The organism is Arenimonas aestuarii, assembly GCF_054781715.1.
The window spans coordinates 367815-380739 of the sequence record NZ_BAAGTW010000008.1 but is presented as its reverse complement, the minus strand read 5'-3'; the positions used below and the strand labels follow the sequence as shown (position 1 = coordinate 380739).

Genomic DNA, 12925 nt, shown 5'->3' with positions numbered 1-12925 from the left:
TTCGCCGCCGAAACGCTCGGCGCCCACCTTCGTCAGCGCCGCCGTCAGCGTCGTCTTGCCGTGGTCAACGTGACCGATGGTGCCCACGTTCACGTGGGGCTTGGTGCGCTCAAACTTACCCTTGGACATTAGCGTGTACCCGGTGGATTCAAGGAGGGGTGTTGGTGCTCATGACTGGAATCGAACCAGCGACCTCTTCCTTACCAAGGAAGTGCTCTACCGACTGAGCTACATGAGCGGAATTTTGGGTCGAACGGTGAAGCTTTCAATCCAATGGAGCGGGAGACGGGAATCGAACCCGCATGATCAGCTTGGAAGGCTGAGGTTCTACCATTGAACTACTCCCGCCCTGCGGAACCGATGTACCGGCACTGCGGAGTGGTGGAGGGAGGTGGATTCGAACCACCGAAGGCGTAAGCCAGCAGATTTACAGTCTGCCCCCGTTGGCCGCTTGGGTATCCCTCCGTCAGGGAGCCCGTAATTTTCAGGGCGTGGCGACTAAATGTCAACGCCCTTGGCACACTCTTCCCGGATTGCCTACACGTTGAAGCGGAAATGCAGGACGTCGCCCTCCTGCACCACGTAGTCCTTGCCCTCCAGGCGCAGGCGCCCGGCGTCTCGGGCCCCGGATTCGCCCCGGTACTTGATGAAATCGTCGAAAGCGATGGTTTCAGCCCGGATGAAGCCCTTTTCGAAGTCGGTGTGGATCACCGCGGCCGCCTGCGGCGCCGTGGCCCCCTTGTGCACCTGCCAGGCCCGGACCTCCTTCACGCCGGCGGTGAAGTAGGTCTGCATGCCCAGCAGGGCGTAGCCGGCGCGGATGACGCGGTTCAGGCCCGGCTCCTCCAGGCCCATCTCGGCCAGGAACTCGGCGCGGTCGGCGTCCTCGAGCTGGGACATCTCTTCCTCGATGGCCGCGCTGACCGGCACCACCTGGGCGCCTTCCTTCTCGGCCCGGGCCCGGACCAGGTCCAGCATCGGGTTGTTGTCGAAGCCGTCCTCGAGCACGTTGCAGACGTACATCACCGGCTTGAGGGTCAGCAGGAACAGGTCGCGCACCACCGCCTTGTCCTCGGCCGACAGGCCCAGGGCGCGGGCCGGCTGGCCGTCGTCGAGCCCGGCGCGCACGCGCGCCAGCACCTCTTTGCGCGCGATAGCGTCCTTATTACCGGTCTTGGCTTCACGTTCGGCGCGATTAAGCGCTTTTTCGACGGATTCCAGGTCGGCCAGGGCCAGCTCGGTGTCGATGGTCTCGATGTCCGATATCGGGTCGACCTTGCCAGCCACGTGCACGATGTCGGTGTGCTCGAAGCAGCGCACCACGTGGGCGATGGCGTCGACCTCGCGGATGTGGGCCAGGAACTTGTTGCCCAGGCCCTCGCCCTTGCTGGCACCGGCGACCAGGCCGGCGATGTCCACGAACTCGAAGGAGGTCGGGATGACCTTCTGCGGCTTGACGATCTCGGCCAGCTGGTTCAGGCGCGGGTCCGGCACCGGCACCACGCCCGTATTGGGCTCGATGGTGCAGAACGGGAAGTTGGCCGCGGCGATGCCCGCCTTGGTGAGTGCGTTGAACAGGGTGGACTTGCCGACGTTGGGCAGGCCGACGATGCCGCATTTGATGCCCATGATGGGGGTTTGTCCTCAGGGTTTGGGGGTGTGCAGGCGCTTCATGGCTTCGGGGAACTCCCCTGCCACCGCCAGCGGCAGCACCGCCAGGGCGTCGTCGATGGCGCGCAGGATGCTCGCCTCGTCGTCCTTGCCGGGCTTGCCCAGCACCCAGGGGGTGACCTTGTCCTTGTGGCCGGGGTGGCCGATGCCCAGGCGCAGGCGATGGAACTTGCCGTGGCCCAGGTGCTGCATGGTGTCGCGGATGCCGTTTTGACCGCCATGACCGCCGTCGAACTTCAGCCGGGCCAGACCGGGGGCCAGGTCCAGGTCGTCGTGCGCCAGCAGGGCCTGTTCGGGATCGATCTTCCAGTAACGCAGCGCCGCGGCGACGGAGCGGCCGGACGCATTCATGAAGGTGGCCGGGCGCAGCAGCCAGACCGTGTGGCCGGCGATGTCGACCTTGGCGGTTTCGCCGTGCAGCTTCGACTCCAGGCCGAAGCGCGCCCCGGCCTGCGCGGCCAGGGCGTCCAGAAACCAGAACCCGGCGTTATGCCGGGTCCGGGCGTGTTCGGCGCCGGGATTGCCCAGGCCGACGATGAGTCGTAGCGATGACACGGATGCGGTCCTCGTTCGCCGCCCCGGCCGGAGCCAGGGCGGCGAAGGGGATTACTTCTTCTTCGCCGCGTCGCCCGCTTCGGGCTTGGCGACCTTGGCGGCCGGCACTTCGGCCGAGGCCTCCGGCGCGGCTTCGGTTTCTTCCTCGACTTCGACGCGGGCATGGCGGGCGATGACGATCGCCAGGTCATGTTCCTTGCCGCCGTGGGCCAGGGCCGGGATGGTGACGCCCTTGGGCAGCTTGATCTGCGAGAGGTGCACGATGTCGCCGACGACCAGTTCGGCCAGGTCGATTTCCAGGAACTCCGGCAGGTCCTTGGGCAGGCAGCTGACTTCGACTTCGTTGAGCTCGTGGGTGACCACGACGCCCGCCGACTTGCCGGCCGGGGAGGTTTCCTGGTTCACGAAGTGCAGCGGCACCTTGGCGCGCAGGGCTTCGTTCTCGGAGACGCGCAGGAAGTCCAGGTGCAGGATCTGCTGCTTGAACGGATGGCGCTGCATGTCACGCAGCAGCACCTTCTGGACCTTGCCGTCGACGGCCAGGTCGACGATGGCCGAATAGAACCATTCGTTCTGGCTGGCGATCCACAGGTGGTTGTGTTCGATCTGGATGCTCATGGGGTCCTGGTGACCGCCATAAACGATGGCCGGCACGTGACCGCTGCGACGGAGGCGGCGGCTCGCACCCTTGCCCTCGTCCTTGCGGCCGGTGGCCGTGAGATTGTGATTGGTAGCCATGTTGGTGTTGCCTTCTTCAGGTGATGCGCCTTTCGGCGCGTTCCGCGTGACCCGCGACCAGGCCCCGCGTCGTTCCCGTTCCGGGAATCGGGCATCGGCGCGCAACGCCGATGCCCGATGCCCCGCCCGGGGTCAATCCACGTACAGCGAACTCACCGACTCGCCAAAGGCGATGCGGCGGATCGTTTCGGCCAGCAGCTCCGCGACGCTGAGCTGGCGGATGCGCGGGCAGGCCCGCGCCGCTTCCGACAGTGGGATGGTGTCGGTGACCACCAGTTCGTCGAGCTGCGAGTTGGTGACGTTGGCGATGGCTGCACCCGACAGCACCGGGTGGGTGCAGTAGGCCAGGACCTTCCTGGCGCCGTTGGCCTTGAGCGCGCCGGCGGCGGCGCACAAGGTGCCGGCGGTGTCGACGATGTCGTCGACCAGCACGCAGGTCTTGCCTTCGACGTCACCGATGATGTTCATCACCGTGGCGACGTTGGCCTTCGGGCGGCGCTTGTCGATGATGGCCAGGTCGGCGTCGTCCAGGCGCTTGGCGATCGCGCGGGCGCGCACCACGCCGCCGACGTCGGGCGAGACCACGATCAGGTTGTCGGTGCCATGGCTGCGCCAGATGTCGGCCAGCAGCAGCGGCGAGGCGTAGACGTTGTCCACCGGGATGTCGAAGAAGCCCTGGATCTGGTCGGCGTGCAGGTCCACGGTGAGCACGCGATCGGTGCCGACGGCGCTGAACATCTTGGCGGCCACCTTGGCGGTGATCGGTACCCGCGCCGAACGCATGCGCCGGTCCTGGCGCGCGTAGCCGAAATACGGCACCACCGCGGTGACGCTGGCGACCGAGGCGCGCTTGAGCGCATCGATAAGCACCAGCAGCTCCATGAAGTTTTCGGCGGTCGGCGCGCTGGTGGACTGGATGACGAACACCTCCTGCCGGCGCACGTTCTCCTCGATCTCGACCTGCACCTCGCCATCGGAAAACTGCCCCACCTGGGCCTTGCCAAGCGGGATACCGAGCTGTCGGCACACCGCCAGCGCGAGCGGCCGGTTGGCATTGCCGGTGAAAACGAGCAGGTTCTGCTTGCTCATGGTGGCTGGCTTCCGCGTTGGAGGTGGATGACGAGCGAAACGTCGGATGGCTGGGGCGGTAGGATTCGAACCTACGAAATGCCGGGATCAAAACCCGGTGCCTTAGGCCACTTGGCGACGCCCCACCATTGGATTGTCTTGCTTCCGGCCTTTACGCCGCGGACAGCGCCCGGTGCAGGGGCGACACGTCCACGCCATCGGCCACCCAGGCACGCATTCCTTTGGGAAGGCGCGCCAGCGCGGCCTCGGCGTCGGCACGCGCGTCGAAACGCACGAAACAGCCGCCGCCGGTCCCGGTGAGGGCCGCCGCACCGAACTGCGCCAGGGTGTCCAGGGTCGTGGTCACGACTTCCGAACGTCGACGCAGCACCGGCTCGAAGGCATTCCCGAGCGAAGGGCCTGAAGCGAAGTCGGATATTGTCGCTGGCGGCGCATCCCGGGTCAAATCAGGCGCTTGGAACAACTCCACGGTGGGCACCGAGACACCGGAGTCGACCAGCAGGTAGCTGGCCGGCGGCAGCGTGATCGGGCTCAGCACCTCCCCGACCCCTTCGCCCCAGGCGCTGCGGCCGCGCACGAAGACCGGCACGTCGGCGCCCAGGGCCAGACCGAGCACGGCCAACTGGTCTTCCCCCAGGCCGGTGCCCCAGAGGTGGTTGAGCGCCACCAGCACGGTGGCGGCGTCCGAGGAGCCACCGCCGAAGCCACCGCCCAGCGGAATGCGCTTTTCAACGACGATGTCGACGCCCAGAGGCGTTTTCGACTCGTATTTAAGAAGTTTTGCCGCCCGGACCACCAGGTCCTCGACCTCCGGCACCGCATAGCCCTGGGTGGCCTCACGGCAGATCCGACCGTCGTCGCGCGGCCGCAGCAGCACCGTGTCACCCCAGTCCAGCAGCTGGAAGACGGTCTGCAGCCGGTGGTAACCGTCGGGGCGCCGACCGACGATGCGCAGGAACAGGTTGAGCTTGGCCGGGGCCGGCCAGCGGGTCCAGTCACGATCGGCCGGGGCCCCGGTCACGGCGCCTCCCAGGCGTCCACGGCCAGGCGCACGGAGGCGTTGTCGCGGGTGGCGAAAACCCGCTTCGGGCGCGGCGCCGGGCCGGTGGTCCAGCCGCGGTATTGCACCGACCAGCCCTGCTGCACGATCAGCGCCGGCAGCCCGTCGGGGCCGAACTCGATGTGGGCCTGGCCCGGCGCACGGCCGCCACGAACCCAGTGCGCCAGCGCCTGCACCGGGATGTCCCAGCCGGTGGCGTCCGCCAGCAGGCTGCGGGCATCGGGGCCGGCCAGCGGGCCACCGTCCAGGCCTTCGAGCCGGGCCTGGACCGGCCCGCCCAGCAGGCGCCAGCTGGCGCGCGTAATGGGCGCCGAAAGCGTGATGTCGTAAGTGTCGCCGCGCTGCACCCAGTCGATGCGCCCGCTGCCACCGTCGCCGCCGGCGCTGACCGCCAGGCGGCCCTGCAGGCGCCAGTCGGGTTCGGCCGCCAGCGCGGCCTCGTGGGCGGCCTGCGCCGCCAGCAGGCTGGCGTCGGCGCTGGTCCGCACGGGCGTCTGCACGCAGGCGGCCAGGGCCGCCAGCAGGCCCAGGAGCGCCAGGCCACGGAGGAAACGTGATTGCATCATGGGGCGTGGGACTCCAGCGCTTGCCTGAGGGTGGGGTTGTCGGGATCCAGGCGCAGCCCGGCACGCCAGACCTTGCGGGCTTCGGCGCGCTCACCGGCCTGCCAGAGCACTTCGCCCAGGTGGGCGGCGATCTCCGGATCGCGCCGGGCCGCCCAGGCCTGGCGCAGCAGCCTCAGGGCACTGTCCCGCCGACCCAGCTTGAAATGGACCCAGCCAACACTGTCGAGGATGGCACCTGAATCGGGGGCCAGCGCGAGCGCGCGCTCGAGGTAGGGCAAGGCGTCCGCCCAGGCCCCCCGGTGCACGGCCAGCGCATACCCGTAGGCATTGAGCGCCTGGTGGCTGTCGGGGTGCTGGTCGAGGATGCGCTGCAGGTCGGCCAGGGAGGCATCGATGGCCCCTGCCCGCTCCTGCATCATGGCGCGCGCATAAAGCAGCGCCGGGTCGTTTTCGAAGATGTCCAGCGCCCGTCCGAGGCTGGCAAGCGCGTCTTCGCCGCGACCACGACGCTCCAGCAGTTCCGCTTCGAGCACGTAGGCGTCGCGGATGTACTCGCCGTCGGCGGCCTGGTCGACCTGCAGTTCATGCAGGGTCGCCAGGGCCTCGTCGAGGCGGCCCAGCCGCCCCTCGGCGCCGGCGCGACGCAGCATGGCCTGGTCGTGCCCCGGCCCGCGCGGCACCGACGCATACCAGGCTTCGGCTTCGGGCCAGCGCAGCAGGCTTTCGGCCAGCAGGCCCAGCAGCAGCCGGCGTTCGGGCGTGGGTGCGTCGGCCAGGCCCGCGACCTCGGCGTACAGGTCGCCCAGCGCCTTGCGGTCGCCATCGGCGATCAGCCAGCGGGCACGCTGGCGCAGGCTCTCCTCGTCCTGCGGACCATGGCCGAGGGTGGCGGCGGCCGCCACGCGGTCACCCAGCAGCGCGTACTGGCGCGCGGCGGAGCGACGCAGCTCCGGCGCCAGGTCGGCCGGGGCGCCCAGGCCGGCCAGCTGTTCGCGGGCGGCTTCGTCGAGCCCCTGCTCGCGCAGGCGGGCCGCCTCGAGCAACAGGGCGCGTGGGTCGTCGGGAAAACGCTCGATCCCTTCCACCACCAGGCGTTCGGCCAGCGGGCGATCCTCGAGCCGCCGGGCCAGGCCGGCCACGGCCAGCCAGCCGCCGAGGCTGGCCGGCATCTGGTTGCTTTCGTAGAGGCTGCGCAGCACCTTCCGGGCGACGCTGGCCCGGGTATCGCGGGCATCGCCCAGGGCCGACAGCAGCACCGGGAAACCGGCGGGCACCGCCGGGTCCATCAGGATGGCGGCTTCGGCGGTGGCACGTTCGGCATCACCCAGGTCCAGGGCCAGTTGGATGGCCGCCGCGGCCGCCGGCAGGGAGCCGGGCGACAGCTCACGCCAGCGGGCGATTGCCGCCGCCGCCGGCTCGGGCTGCCCGGCCAGCAGCGCGATGCGCGCCGCCCGTTCGGCCAGCCCGGGGTCGCGGGAGCCTTCGGCGGCGCGCAGGTAATGCCCGGCGGCCTGGGCGAAGTCACCCGCCTGCAGCGCAAATTCACCCGCCATCACCGGCTCGAGCACGTCCGCCGGGCGCGCAGCCGCCGGCATGGCGCCGGCCAGGGCCAGGGCGAGGACGGCGATCGGTCGGGATTTGCTCCAGATCATGGGGTTTTGGCGGGCACCAGCTAGACTATGCGCCGGAATCCACGAGAGCCCAGCCCGCCAGAGCTTAGCGCATGGCGGACCGCCAACGACCCAAGCCCGCCATGCCCTTGCTCGTCCTAGGCCTCAACCACCAGACCGCGCCGCTGACGCTGCGCGAACGGGTGGCCTTGGACGCGGGCCAGCTGCCCGCCGCGCTGGACGGCCTGGGCGCGGTGGCCGGGGTGGCCGAAGCCGCCCTGCTGTCCACCTGCAACCGCACCGAGGTCTACGCCCAGGTCGAGGAAGGCGCGGAAGCCGGCGTGTCCGACTGGCTGGCGACCTACCACGGCCTGGCGCCGGCAACCTTGTCGGACTACCTGTACGTGCATCGCGACGACGACGCCGTGCGCCACCTGTTCCGGGTCGCCACCGGCCTGGACTCGCTGGTGCTGGGCGAACCGCAGATCCTGGGCCAGGTGAAGGATGCCTGGCAGGCCGCGCGGGGCCAACAGCGCCTGCGCACGCCGCTCGACCGCCTGTTCCAGCAAAGTTTCCAGGTCGCCAAGCGCGTACGCACCGACACCCGCATCGGGGCCCACCCGGTGTCGGTGGCTTACGCCGCCGTGCGCCTTGCGCGCCAGGTCTTCAGCGAGCTCGACCGCGCCACGGTGCTGCTGGTCGGCGCCGGCGACACCATCGAACTGGCCGCGCGGCACCTGGTCGATGCCAAGGCCAAGCGCCTGCTGGTCGCCAACCGCACGCTGGAACACGCCCAGGCCCTGGCCAGCCGCCACGGCGGCTACGCGCTGCCGCTGTCGGAACTGCCGCGCCACCTGCCGGAAGCCGACATCGTGATCACCGCCACCGCCTCGCGCGAACCGGTGCTGCGTCGCGAGACCGTGCAGGCCGCGCTAAAGGTGCGCCGCCACCGGCCGGTGTTCATGCTCGACCTGGCCGTGCCACGCGACATCGAAGCCAGCGTCGCGTCCCTGGCCGACGTTTACCTGTACACCGTGGACGACCTGGAACAGGTGATCGAGGAGAACCGCGCTTCGCGCCGCGAAGCCGCCGAGCAGGCTCAGGCCATCATCGACCTTCAGGTCGAGCACTACATGGCCTGGTGGCGCGCGCAGGGTCGGCAGGACGCGCTCAAGGCGCTGCGCAGTCGCGGCGAAAGCGCCCGCGGCGAAGCCCTGGCCCGGGCCCGCGAACAACTGGCCGCCGGCCGCCCCGCGGAAGAAGTGCTCGACCGGCTGGCCCACCAGCTGACCAACAAGCTGCTGCACGGCCCGTCCAGCGCGCTGCGCCAGGCCGCGCTGGACGGCGACCTGGACCTGCTGCGCGCCGCCGAACGCCTCTACAAGGACGACGATGACACCCGGCCTGCGTCGTAAGCTCGAAGCCCTGGCCGAACGCCACGAGGAAGTCGGTCGCCTGCTCGCCGACCCCGGCGTGCTGGCCGACAACGCCCGCTTCCGCGCGCTTTCCAAGGAGTACGCGCAGCTCGAGCCCGTCGCCAACGGCCTGGCGGCCTGGGCGCAGGCCCAGCGCGACCTGCAGGCCGCCGAAGGCATGCGCGAGGACCCGGAACTGCGCGAACTGGCTGAAGAGGAAATCCCGGCCGCCCGCCAGCGCCTGGCCGAGCTCGACGAATCCCTGGCCCTGCTGCTGGTGCCGCGCGACCCGCGCGACGAGGCCAACCTGTTCCTGGAAATCCGCGCCGGCACCGGCGGCGACGAAGCCGCGATCTTCGCCGGCGACCTGTTCCGCATGTACGCGCACTACGCGGAGAAAAAACGCTGGACCGTCGAAGTGGTGTCGGCCAGCGAGGGCGAACACGGCGGCTACAAGGAAATCATCGCCCGCGTCGAGGGCCGCGGCGCCTATTCGCGACTGAAGTTCGAATCGGGCACCCACCGCGTGCAGCGCGTGCCGGCGACCGAATCGCAGGGCCGCATCCACACCTCGGCGGCGACGGTGGCGATCCTGCCCGAACTCGACGAAGTGGACGAGATCGAACTGCGCGACGGCGACCTGCGCGTCGATACCTTCCGCGCCTCCGGTGCCGGTGGCCAACACGTCAACAAGACCGATTCGGCCATCCGCATCACCCACCTGCCCTCGGGCATCGTGGTCGAGTGCCAGGACGAACGCAGCCAGCATAAGAACCGCGCCCGCGCGATGTCGCTGCTCAAGGCGCGGTTGCTGGACGAGGAACGTTCGAAGCAGGCCGCGGTCCAGGCGCAGTCGCGCCGGCTGCAGGTGGGCAGCGGCGATCGCAGCCAGCGCATCCGCACCTACAACTTCCCGCAGGGCCGCATCACCGACCATCGCGTCGAGGGCCTCACCCTGTACGCGCTGCCGCAAGTGATGGCCGGCGACCTGGACGAACTGGTCGACCGCCTCACCCGCGAACACCAGGCCGACGAACTCAAGCTGCTGACGGAGGCCGCATGAGCGCCAGCGACAACTTCATCCCGCTGTCGCTGTGCGTGCTGACGGTGTCCGACACCCGCGGTCCCGACCAGGACAGTTCCGGCGACTACCTGTGCGCGGCGCTGGCCGACGCCGGCCACCGCCTGCATGAGCGCGCGATCGTGCGCGACGACAAGTACGCGATGCGCGCGCTGGTGTCGCGCTGGATTGCCGACGAAGCCGTGCACGGCATCCTGGTCACCGGCGGCACCGGATTCACCGGCCGCGACTCCACGCCCGAGGCCATCGCGCCGCTGCTGGACAAGGCCATGCCGGGTTTCGGCGAGATGTTTCGCGTGCTCAGCTTCGACGAGATCGGCACCAGCACCCTGCAGTCGCGGGCCTTTGCCGGCCTGGCCAACGCCACGTTCGTATTCGCCCTGCCCGGCTCAACGTCGGCCTGCCGCACCGGTTGGGAAAAGCTGATCCGCGCCCAGCTCGATGCCCGCACCCGCCCATGCAACCTCGCCAACCTGCGTCCCCGCCTCCGGGAGAGCTGACGTCCATGAAACGAAAGGAATACGAAAAGGAACTCGAGCCGCTGCAGGTGGAACTGAACCAGGTGGCGCGCTGGCTCGAGCACACGGGCAAGCGCCTGGTCGTACTGTTCGAAGGCCGCGACACCGCCGGCAAGGGCGGTGCCATCAATGCCATCGCGCAGACGCTCAATCCGCGCCAGACCCGCATCGCGGCCCTGGCCAAACCCAGCGAACGCGAGCAGGGCCAGTGGTATTTCCAGCGTTACGTGCCCTACCTGCCGGCGGCCGGCGAAATCACCCTGTTCGACCGCAGCTGGTACAACCGCGCCGGCGTCGAGAAAGTGATGGGGTACGCCACGCCCGAACAGGTCAAGGCCTTCCTGCGCCAGGTTCCGGTGTTCGAGAAGCTGCTGGTCGACGACGGCATCCTGCTGTTCAAGTACTGGCTGGCGGTGGACCAGGCGCAGCAGGAGGAACGTTTCGCGGAGCGTGCGCAGGATCCGCTCAAGCGCTGGAAACTTTCCCCGATCGACATCAAGGCGCGCGAGAAATATGCCGACTACGGCAAGGCCCGCGACGCCATGTTCAAGGCCACGCACCGGCCCGAAGCGCCCTGGACCGTGGTGGACTTCAACGACCAGAAGCGCGGCCGGCTCACCCTGATCCGGCACCTGCTCGACCAGCTGCCCGACCATGACGTGCCGCGCGCGCGCCTGGCACTGCCGCCGCTGGCGTCGCGCCCGGGCAAGGAACGCTACACCGGCCCGGTGAAACCGATTCCGATGGCCTACTAGGCTTCGCCGGCAATGGCCGCGATGTCCGCGGCCAGCTCCTGCGACGTGATCGGGCCCAGGTACTTCTTGGCAACCTTGCCCTGCGGATCGACCAGGTAGGTCATCGGCAGGCCTCGCGGGGTGTCGAAATCGGCCGGCGGGTCATAAACATCCAGTAGCGCGATCGGGTAGCCCGCCGGGTGCTTTTCCAGGAACGCGCGCATGTCGGCCGCTTCGATTTCCTCGTAGGCCAGGCCGATGACGAGTACGTCGTCGCGGGCCGCGTCGAAGGCCGTCAGGTCGGGGATTTCCTTCAGGCAGGGTTTGCACCAGGTGGCCCAGAAGTTCACCACCACCCACTGCCCGCGCTGCGCGGCCAGGTCGAAGGGGCCGTGGTCGAGTGTTTCAACCACCAGGCGCGGATGGCTGGGCATGCCGGCTTCGGCGGGTTCCTCCGCGGGCGCGGGCGCGGCCGCGGCCGCGGGCTCGGGGTCGGGCGCGGCGGCGACGGAAGGCGCAGGTTCGGCGGCCGGCTGGCAGGCCGCCAGCAGGGTCGCCACGAGCAGGGCGGGAGCGAGGGTCTTCATGCTTGGGCATTGTCCGGGTCGGGGGTGAAGAAACTGCCGACACTGCGTGCCAGCGGTGCGGCAAGGGGGGCCTGCAGGCTGGCCAACGCGCGGCCGGCGTCGCGGCCGATGCGGTCGTCGTAACCCGGCAGGCCATGGATCGGCCCCGGCACGCGCAGGGCCAGGCCTTCATGCAGTTCGCCCAGGCTCACGGTGTCCAGGTCGCGGGCGAGCAGCCAGGCGCCGTCCTCGGCGCGGCGCAGGATGTTCAGGTCGCACAGGCCGCCGAGCATGCGCTGGAGCAGGTCGTCGGTGAACATGGGCTCGCTCTCCTGCAGCTCGGCGATGTGCAGGCCCTTGCCTTCGCGCCGGGCCTGGTGCAAACGCCCGAGCAGGCGCAGGTAGGCATACATTTCCATGCCTTCGGGCAGCTGCAGCGCCTTGGGCTGGTATTTGAACGACGACAGCGACGCCGCGAAGCTGGCACCAAGCAGCACCACCACCCAGCTCAGGTAGAGCCACAGCATGAAGATGGGCACCACGGCCAGCGCCCCGTACAACTGTTCGTAGGTCGGAACACCCAGCAGGTAGGCGGCAAAGCCGCGCTTGGCCAGCTCGAACAGCACGGTCGCGAACAGGCCGCCGGCCAGCGCGAAACGCAGCGGCACGCTGCGGTGCGGGATAAGCCAGTAGGCCAGGGTGAACACCGCCAGCTCGACCACGTTGGGCAGGTAGCCCAGCATCCGGGTGCCCCAGGTGGTGGCTTCGCCCGACCAGACCGGCAGCGAGAACAGGTAGGACGTGACCGCCAGGCTCGCCACCGCGCCCAGGGTCCCGAGCGTGAGCAGGGTCCAGTAGATGAGGAAACGCAGCAGGCCCGAACGCGGCGTCGGCACCCGCCAGACGCGATTGAAGGTGGACTCGATGCTCCACATCGTCAGCAGCAGCGAGACCAGCAGCGCCACCACGCCCGTGGCGGTGAGCTGCCGGGCGCTCTGCGCGAAGTCGCGCAGGTGGCTTTCCACCACCCGCGCCGAGCTGGGCACGAAATTGGAAAACACGAAGTTGGTCAGCATCCCGCTCCATTCCTCGAAGACCGGGAAGGCCGAGAGGATGCCGAAAACGACCATCGACAGGGGCACCAGCGCGAACAGGGTGGTGTAGGACAGCGCGCCGGCCGTCTCGAAGCAGCGGTCGTCCAGGAACCGGCTCCAGAGGAAGCGGAAAAAGGACTGGACCTGTTCACGACCCAGCCGGTGCCACCATTGCCGGACCGTGCGGGTGACCTGGGTGATCTGCATCGGCCAAGACTAACAAACCGG

The 12925-nt window shown here is 69.2% G+C and carries 14 protein-coding genes and 4 tRNA genes; 4 read left to right on the top strand and 14 right to left on the bottom strand.

What is annotated here, in order from left to right; genetic code table 11:
- The 12 genes from ACYVJH_RS13770 to ACYVJH_RS13715 form a co-directional block, all read right to left on the bottom strand.
- The coding region (locus ACYVJH_RS13770; RefSeq protein ID WP_460452767.1) for a GTP-binding protein at positions 1 to 129 on the bottom strand (129 nt) is incomplete at its 3' end.
- A 33-nt stretch (positions 130 to 162) separates the two neighbouring features.
- A tRNA-Thr gene (locus ACYVJH_RS13765) sits at positions 163 to 238 on the bottom strand.
- Positions 239 to 274: 36 nt separating this feature from the next.
- Positions 275 to 348, bottom strand: a tRNA-Gly gene (locus ACYVJH_RS13760).
- Between the two features lie 31 nt (positions 349 to 379).
- Positions 380 to 465: transfer RNA gene (locus ACYVJH_RS13755), tRNA-Tyr, on the bottom strand.
- 72 nt (positions 466 to 537) lie between these two features.
- Positions 538 to 1629, bottom strand: coding sequence for a redox-regulated ATPase YchF (gene ychF / locus ACYVJH_RS13750; protein WP_460455210.1), 1092 nt, complete (start codon positions 1627 to 1629; stop codon positions 538 to 540).
- A gap of 15 nt (positions 1630 to 1644) precedes the next feature.
- Positions 1645 to 2226 carry an aminoacyl-tRNA hydrolase gene (gene pth, locus ACYVJH_RS13745; RefSeq protein WP_460455209.1) on the bottom strand — a complete coding sequence of 194 codons (582 nt, stop codon included), beginning with the start codon at positions 2224 to 2226 and terminating at the stop codon, positions 1645 to 1647.
- A gap of 51 nt (positions 2227 to 2277) precedes the next feature.
- Positions 2278 to 2964, bottom strand: a complete 687-nt coding sequence (locus tag ACYVJH_RS13740; protein ID WP_460455208.1) for a 50S ribosomal protein L25/general stress protein Ctc — start codon at positions 2962 to 2964, stop codon at positions 2278 to 2280.
- A 132-nt stretch (positions 2965 to 3096) separates the two neighbouring features.
- Entirely contained in the window at positions 3097 to 4053 is a 957-nt protein-coding gene (locus ACYVJH_RS13735; protein WP_460455207.1) for a ribose-phosphate diphosphokinase, read from the bottom strand.
- Positions 4054 to 4100: 47 nt separating this feature from the next.
- A tRNA-Gln gene (locus ACYVJH_RS13730) sits at positions 4101 to 4178 on the bottom strand.
- A gap of 26 nt (positions 4179 to 4204) precedes the next feature.
- The gene (ispE, locus tag ACYVJH_RS13725; protein WP_460455206.1) at positions 4205 to 5074 is read right to left on the bottom strand and encodes a 4-(cytidine 5'-diphospho)-2-C-methyl-D-erythritol kinase; all 870 of its coding nucleotides are present in this window, start codon (positions 5072 to 5074) and stop codon (positions 4205 to 4207) included.
- Entirely contained in the window at positions 5071 to 5679 is a 609-nt protein-coding gene (gene lolB / locus ACYVJH_RS13720; RefSeq protein ID WP_460455205.1) for a lipoprotein insertase outer membrane protein LolB, read from the bottom strand. The genes ispE and lolB overlap by 4 nt, the downstream gene beginning before the upstream one ends.
- Positions 5676 to 7331: a tetratricopeptide repeat protein gene (locus ACYVJH_RS13715; RefSeq protein ID WP_460455204.1), complete on the bottom strand. Its 1656-nt coding sequence runs from the start codon at positions 7329 to 7331 to the stop codon at positions 5676 to 5678. Before ACYVJH_RS13715 ends, lolB begins: the two co-directional genes overlap by 4 nt.
- A 101-nt stretch (positions 7332 to 7432) precedes the next feature.
- Between ACYVJH_RS13715 and hemA the strand changes: the two genes are divergently transcribed.
- Genes hemA through ppk2 form a run of 4 tightly spaced genes read left to right on the top strand, consistent with a single transcriptional unit; the run spans position 7433 to position 11058 of the window.
- Complete coding sequence (hemA, locus tag ACYVJH_RS13710) at positions 7433 to 8704, top strand: glutamyl-tRNA reductase (RefSeq protein WP_460455203.1); 1272 nt, start codon at positions 7433 to 7435, stop codon at positions 8702 to 8704.
- Positions 8682 to 9767, top strand: a complete 1086-nt coding sequence (gene prfA / locus ACYVJH_RS13705) for a peptide chain release factor 1 (protein ID WP_460455202.1) — start codon at positions 8682 to 8684, stop codon at positions 9765 to 9767. Before hemA ends, prfA begins: the two co-directional genes overlap by 23 nt.
- Entirely contained in the window at positions 9764 to 10285 is a 522-nt protein-coding gene (gene moaB, locus ACYVJH_RS13700; RefSeq protein ID WP_460455201.1) for a molybdenum cofactor biosynthesis protein B, read from the top strand. The genes prfA and moaB overlap by 4 nt, the downstream gene beginning before the upstream one ends.
- Entirely contained in the window at positions 10282 to 11058 is a 777-nt protein-coding gene (gene ppk2 / locus ACYVJH_RS13695) for a polyphosphate kinase 2 (RefSeq protein ID WP_460455224.1), read from the top strand. Before moaB ends, ppk2 begins: the two co-directional genes overlap by 4 nt.
- Here ppk2 and ACYVJH_RS13690 read toward each other — a convergent pair.
- A complete protein-coding gene (locus ACYVJH_RS13690; protein ID WP_460455200.1) occupies positions 11055 to 11624 on the bottom strand; it encodes a TlpA family protein disulfide reductase in 570 nt (189 codons plus the stop codon). The genes ppk2 and ACYVJH_RS13690 overlap by 4 nt on opposite strands.
- The gene (locus tag ACYVJH_RS13685) at positions 11621 to 12904 is read right to left on the bottom strand and encodes a YihY family inner membrane protein (protein WP_460455199.1); all 1284 of its coding nucleotides are present in this window, start codon (positions 12902 to 12904) and stop codon (positions 11621 to 11623) included. Before ACYVJH_RS13685 ends, ACYVJH_RS13690 begins: the two co-directional genes overlap by 4 nt.
- Between the last annotated feature and the right edge of the window lie 21 nt (positions 12905 to 12925).

Excerpts from the sequence above, each read along its gene's own strand:
- prfA (WP_460455202.1), top strand. The coding sequence starts at position 8,682 with ATGACACCCGGCCTGCGTCGTAAGCTCGAAGCCCTGGCCGAACGCCAC.
- ACYVJH_RS13685 (WP_460455199.1), bottom strand. The coding sequence starts at position 12,904 with ATGCAGATCACCCAGGTCACCCGCACGGTCCGGCAATGGTGGCACCGG.
- moaB (WP_460455201.1), top strand. The coding sequence starts at position 9,764 with ATGAGCGCCAGCGACAACTTCATCCCGCTGTCGCTGTGCGTGCTGACG.
- lolB (WP_460455205.1), bottom strand. The coding sequence starts at position 5,679 with ATGATGCAATCACGTTTCCTCCGTGGCCTGGCGCTCCTGGGCCTGCTG.
- hemA (WP_460455203.1), top strand. The coding sequence starts at position 7,433 with ATGCCCTTGCTCGTCCTAGGCCTCAACCACCAGACCGCGCCGCTGACG.
- ychF (WP_460455210.1), bottom strand. The coding sequence starts at position 1,629 with ATGGGCATCAAATGCGGCATCGTCGGCCTGCCCAACGTCGGCAAGTCC.
- ACYVJH_RS13715 (WP_460455204.1), bottom strand. The coding sequence starts at position 7,331 with ATGATCTGGAGCAAATCCCGACCGATCGCCGTCCTCGCCCTGGCCCTG.
- ACYVJH_RS13740 (WP_460455208.1), bottom strand. The coding sequence starts at position 2,964 with ATGGCTACCAATCACAATCTCACGGCCACCGGCCGCAAGGACGAGGGC.
- ACYVJH_RS13690 (WP_460455200.1), bottom strand. The coding sequence starts at position 11,624 with ATGAAGACCCTCGCTCCCGCCCTGCTCGTGGCGACCCTGCTGGCGGCC.
- ACYVJH_RS13735 (WP_460455207.1), bottom strand. The coding sequence starts at position 4,053 with ATGAGCAAGCAGAACCTGCTCGTTTTCACCGGCAATGCCAACCGGCCG.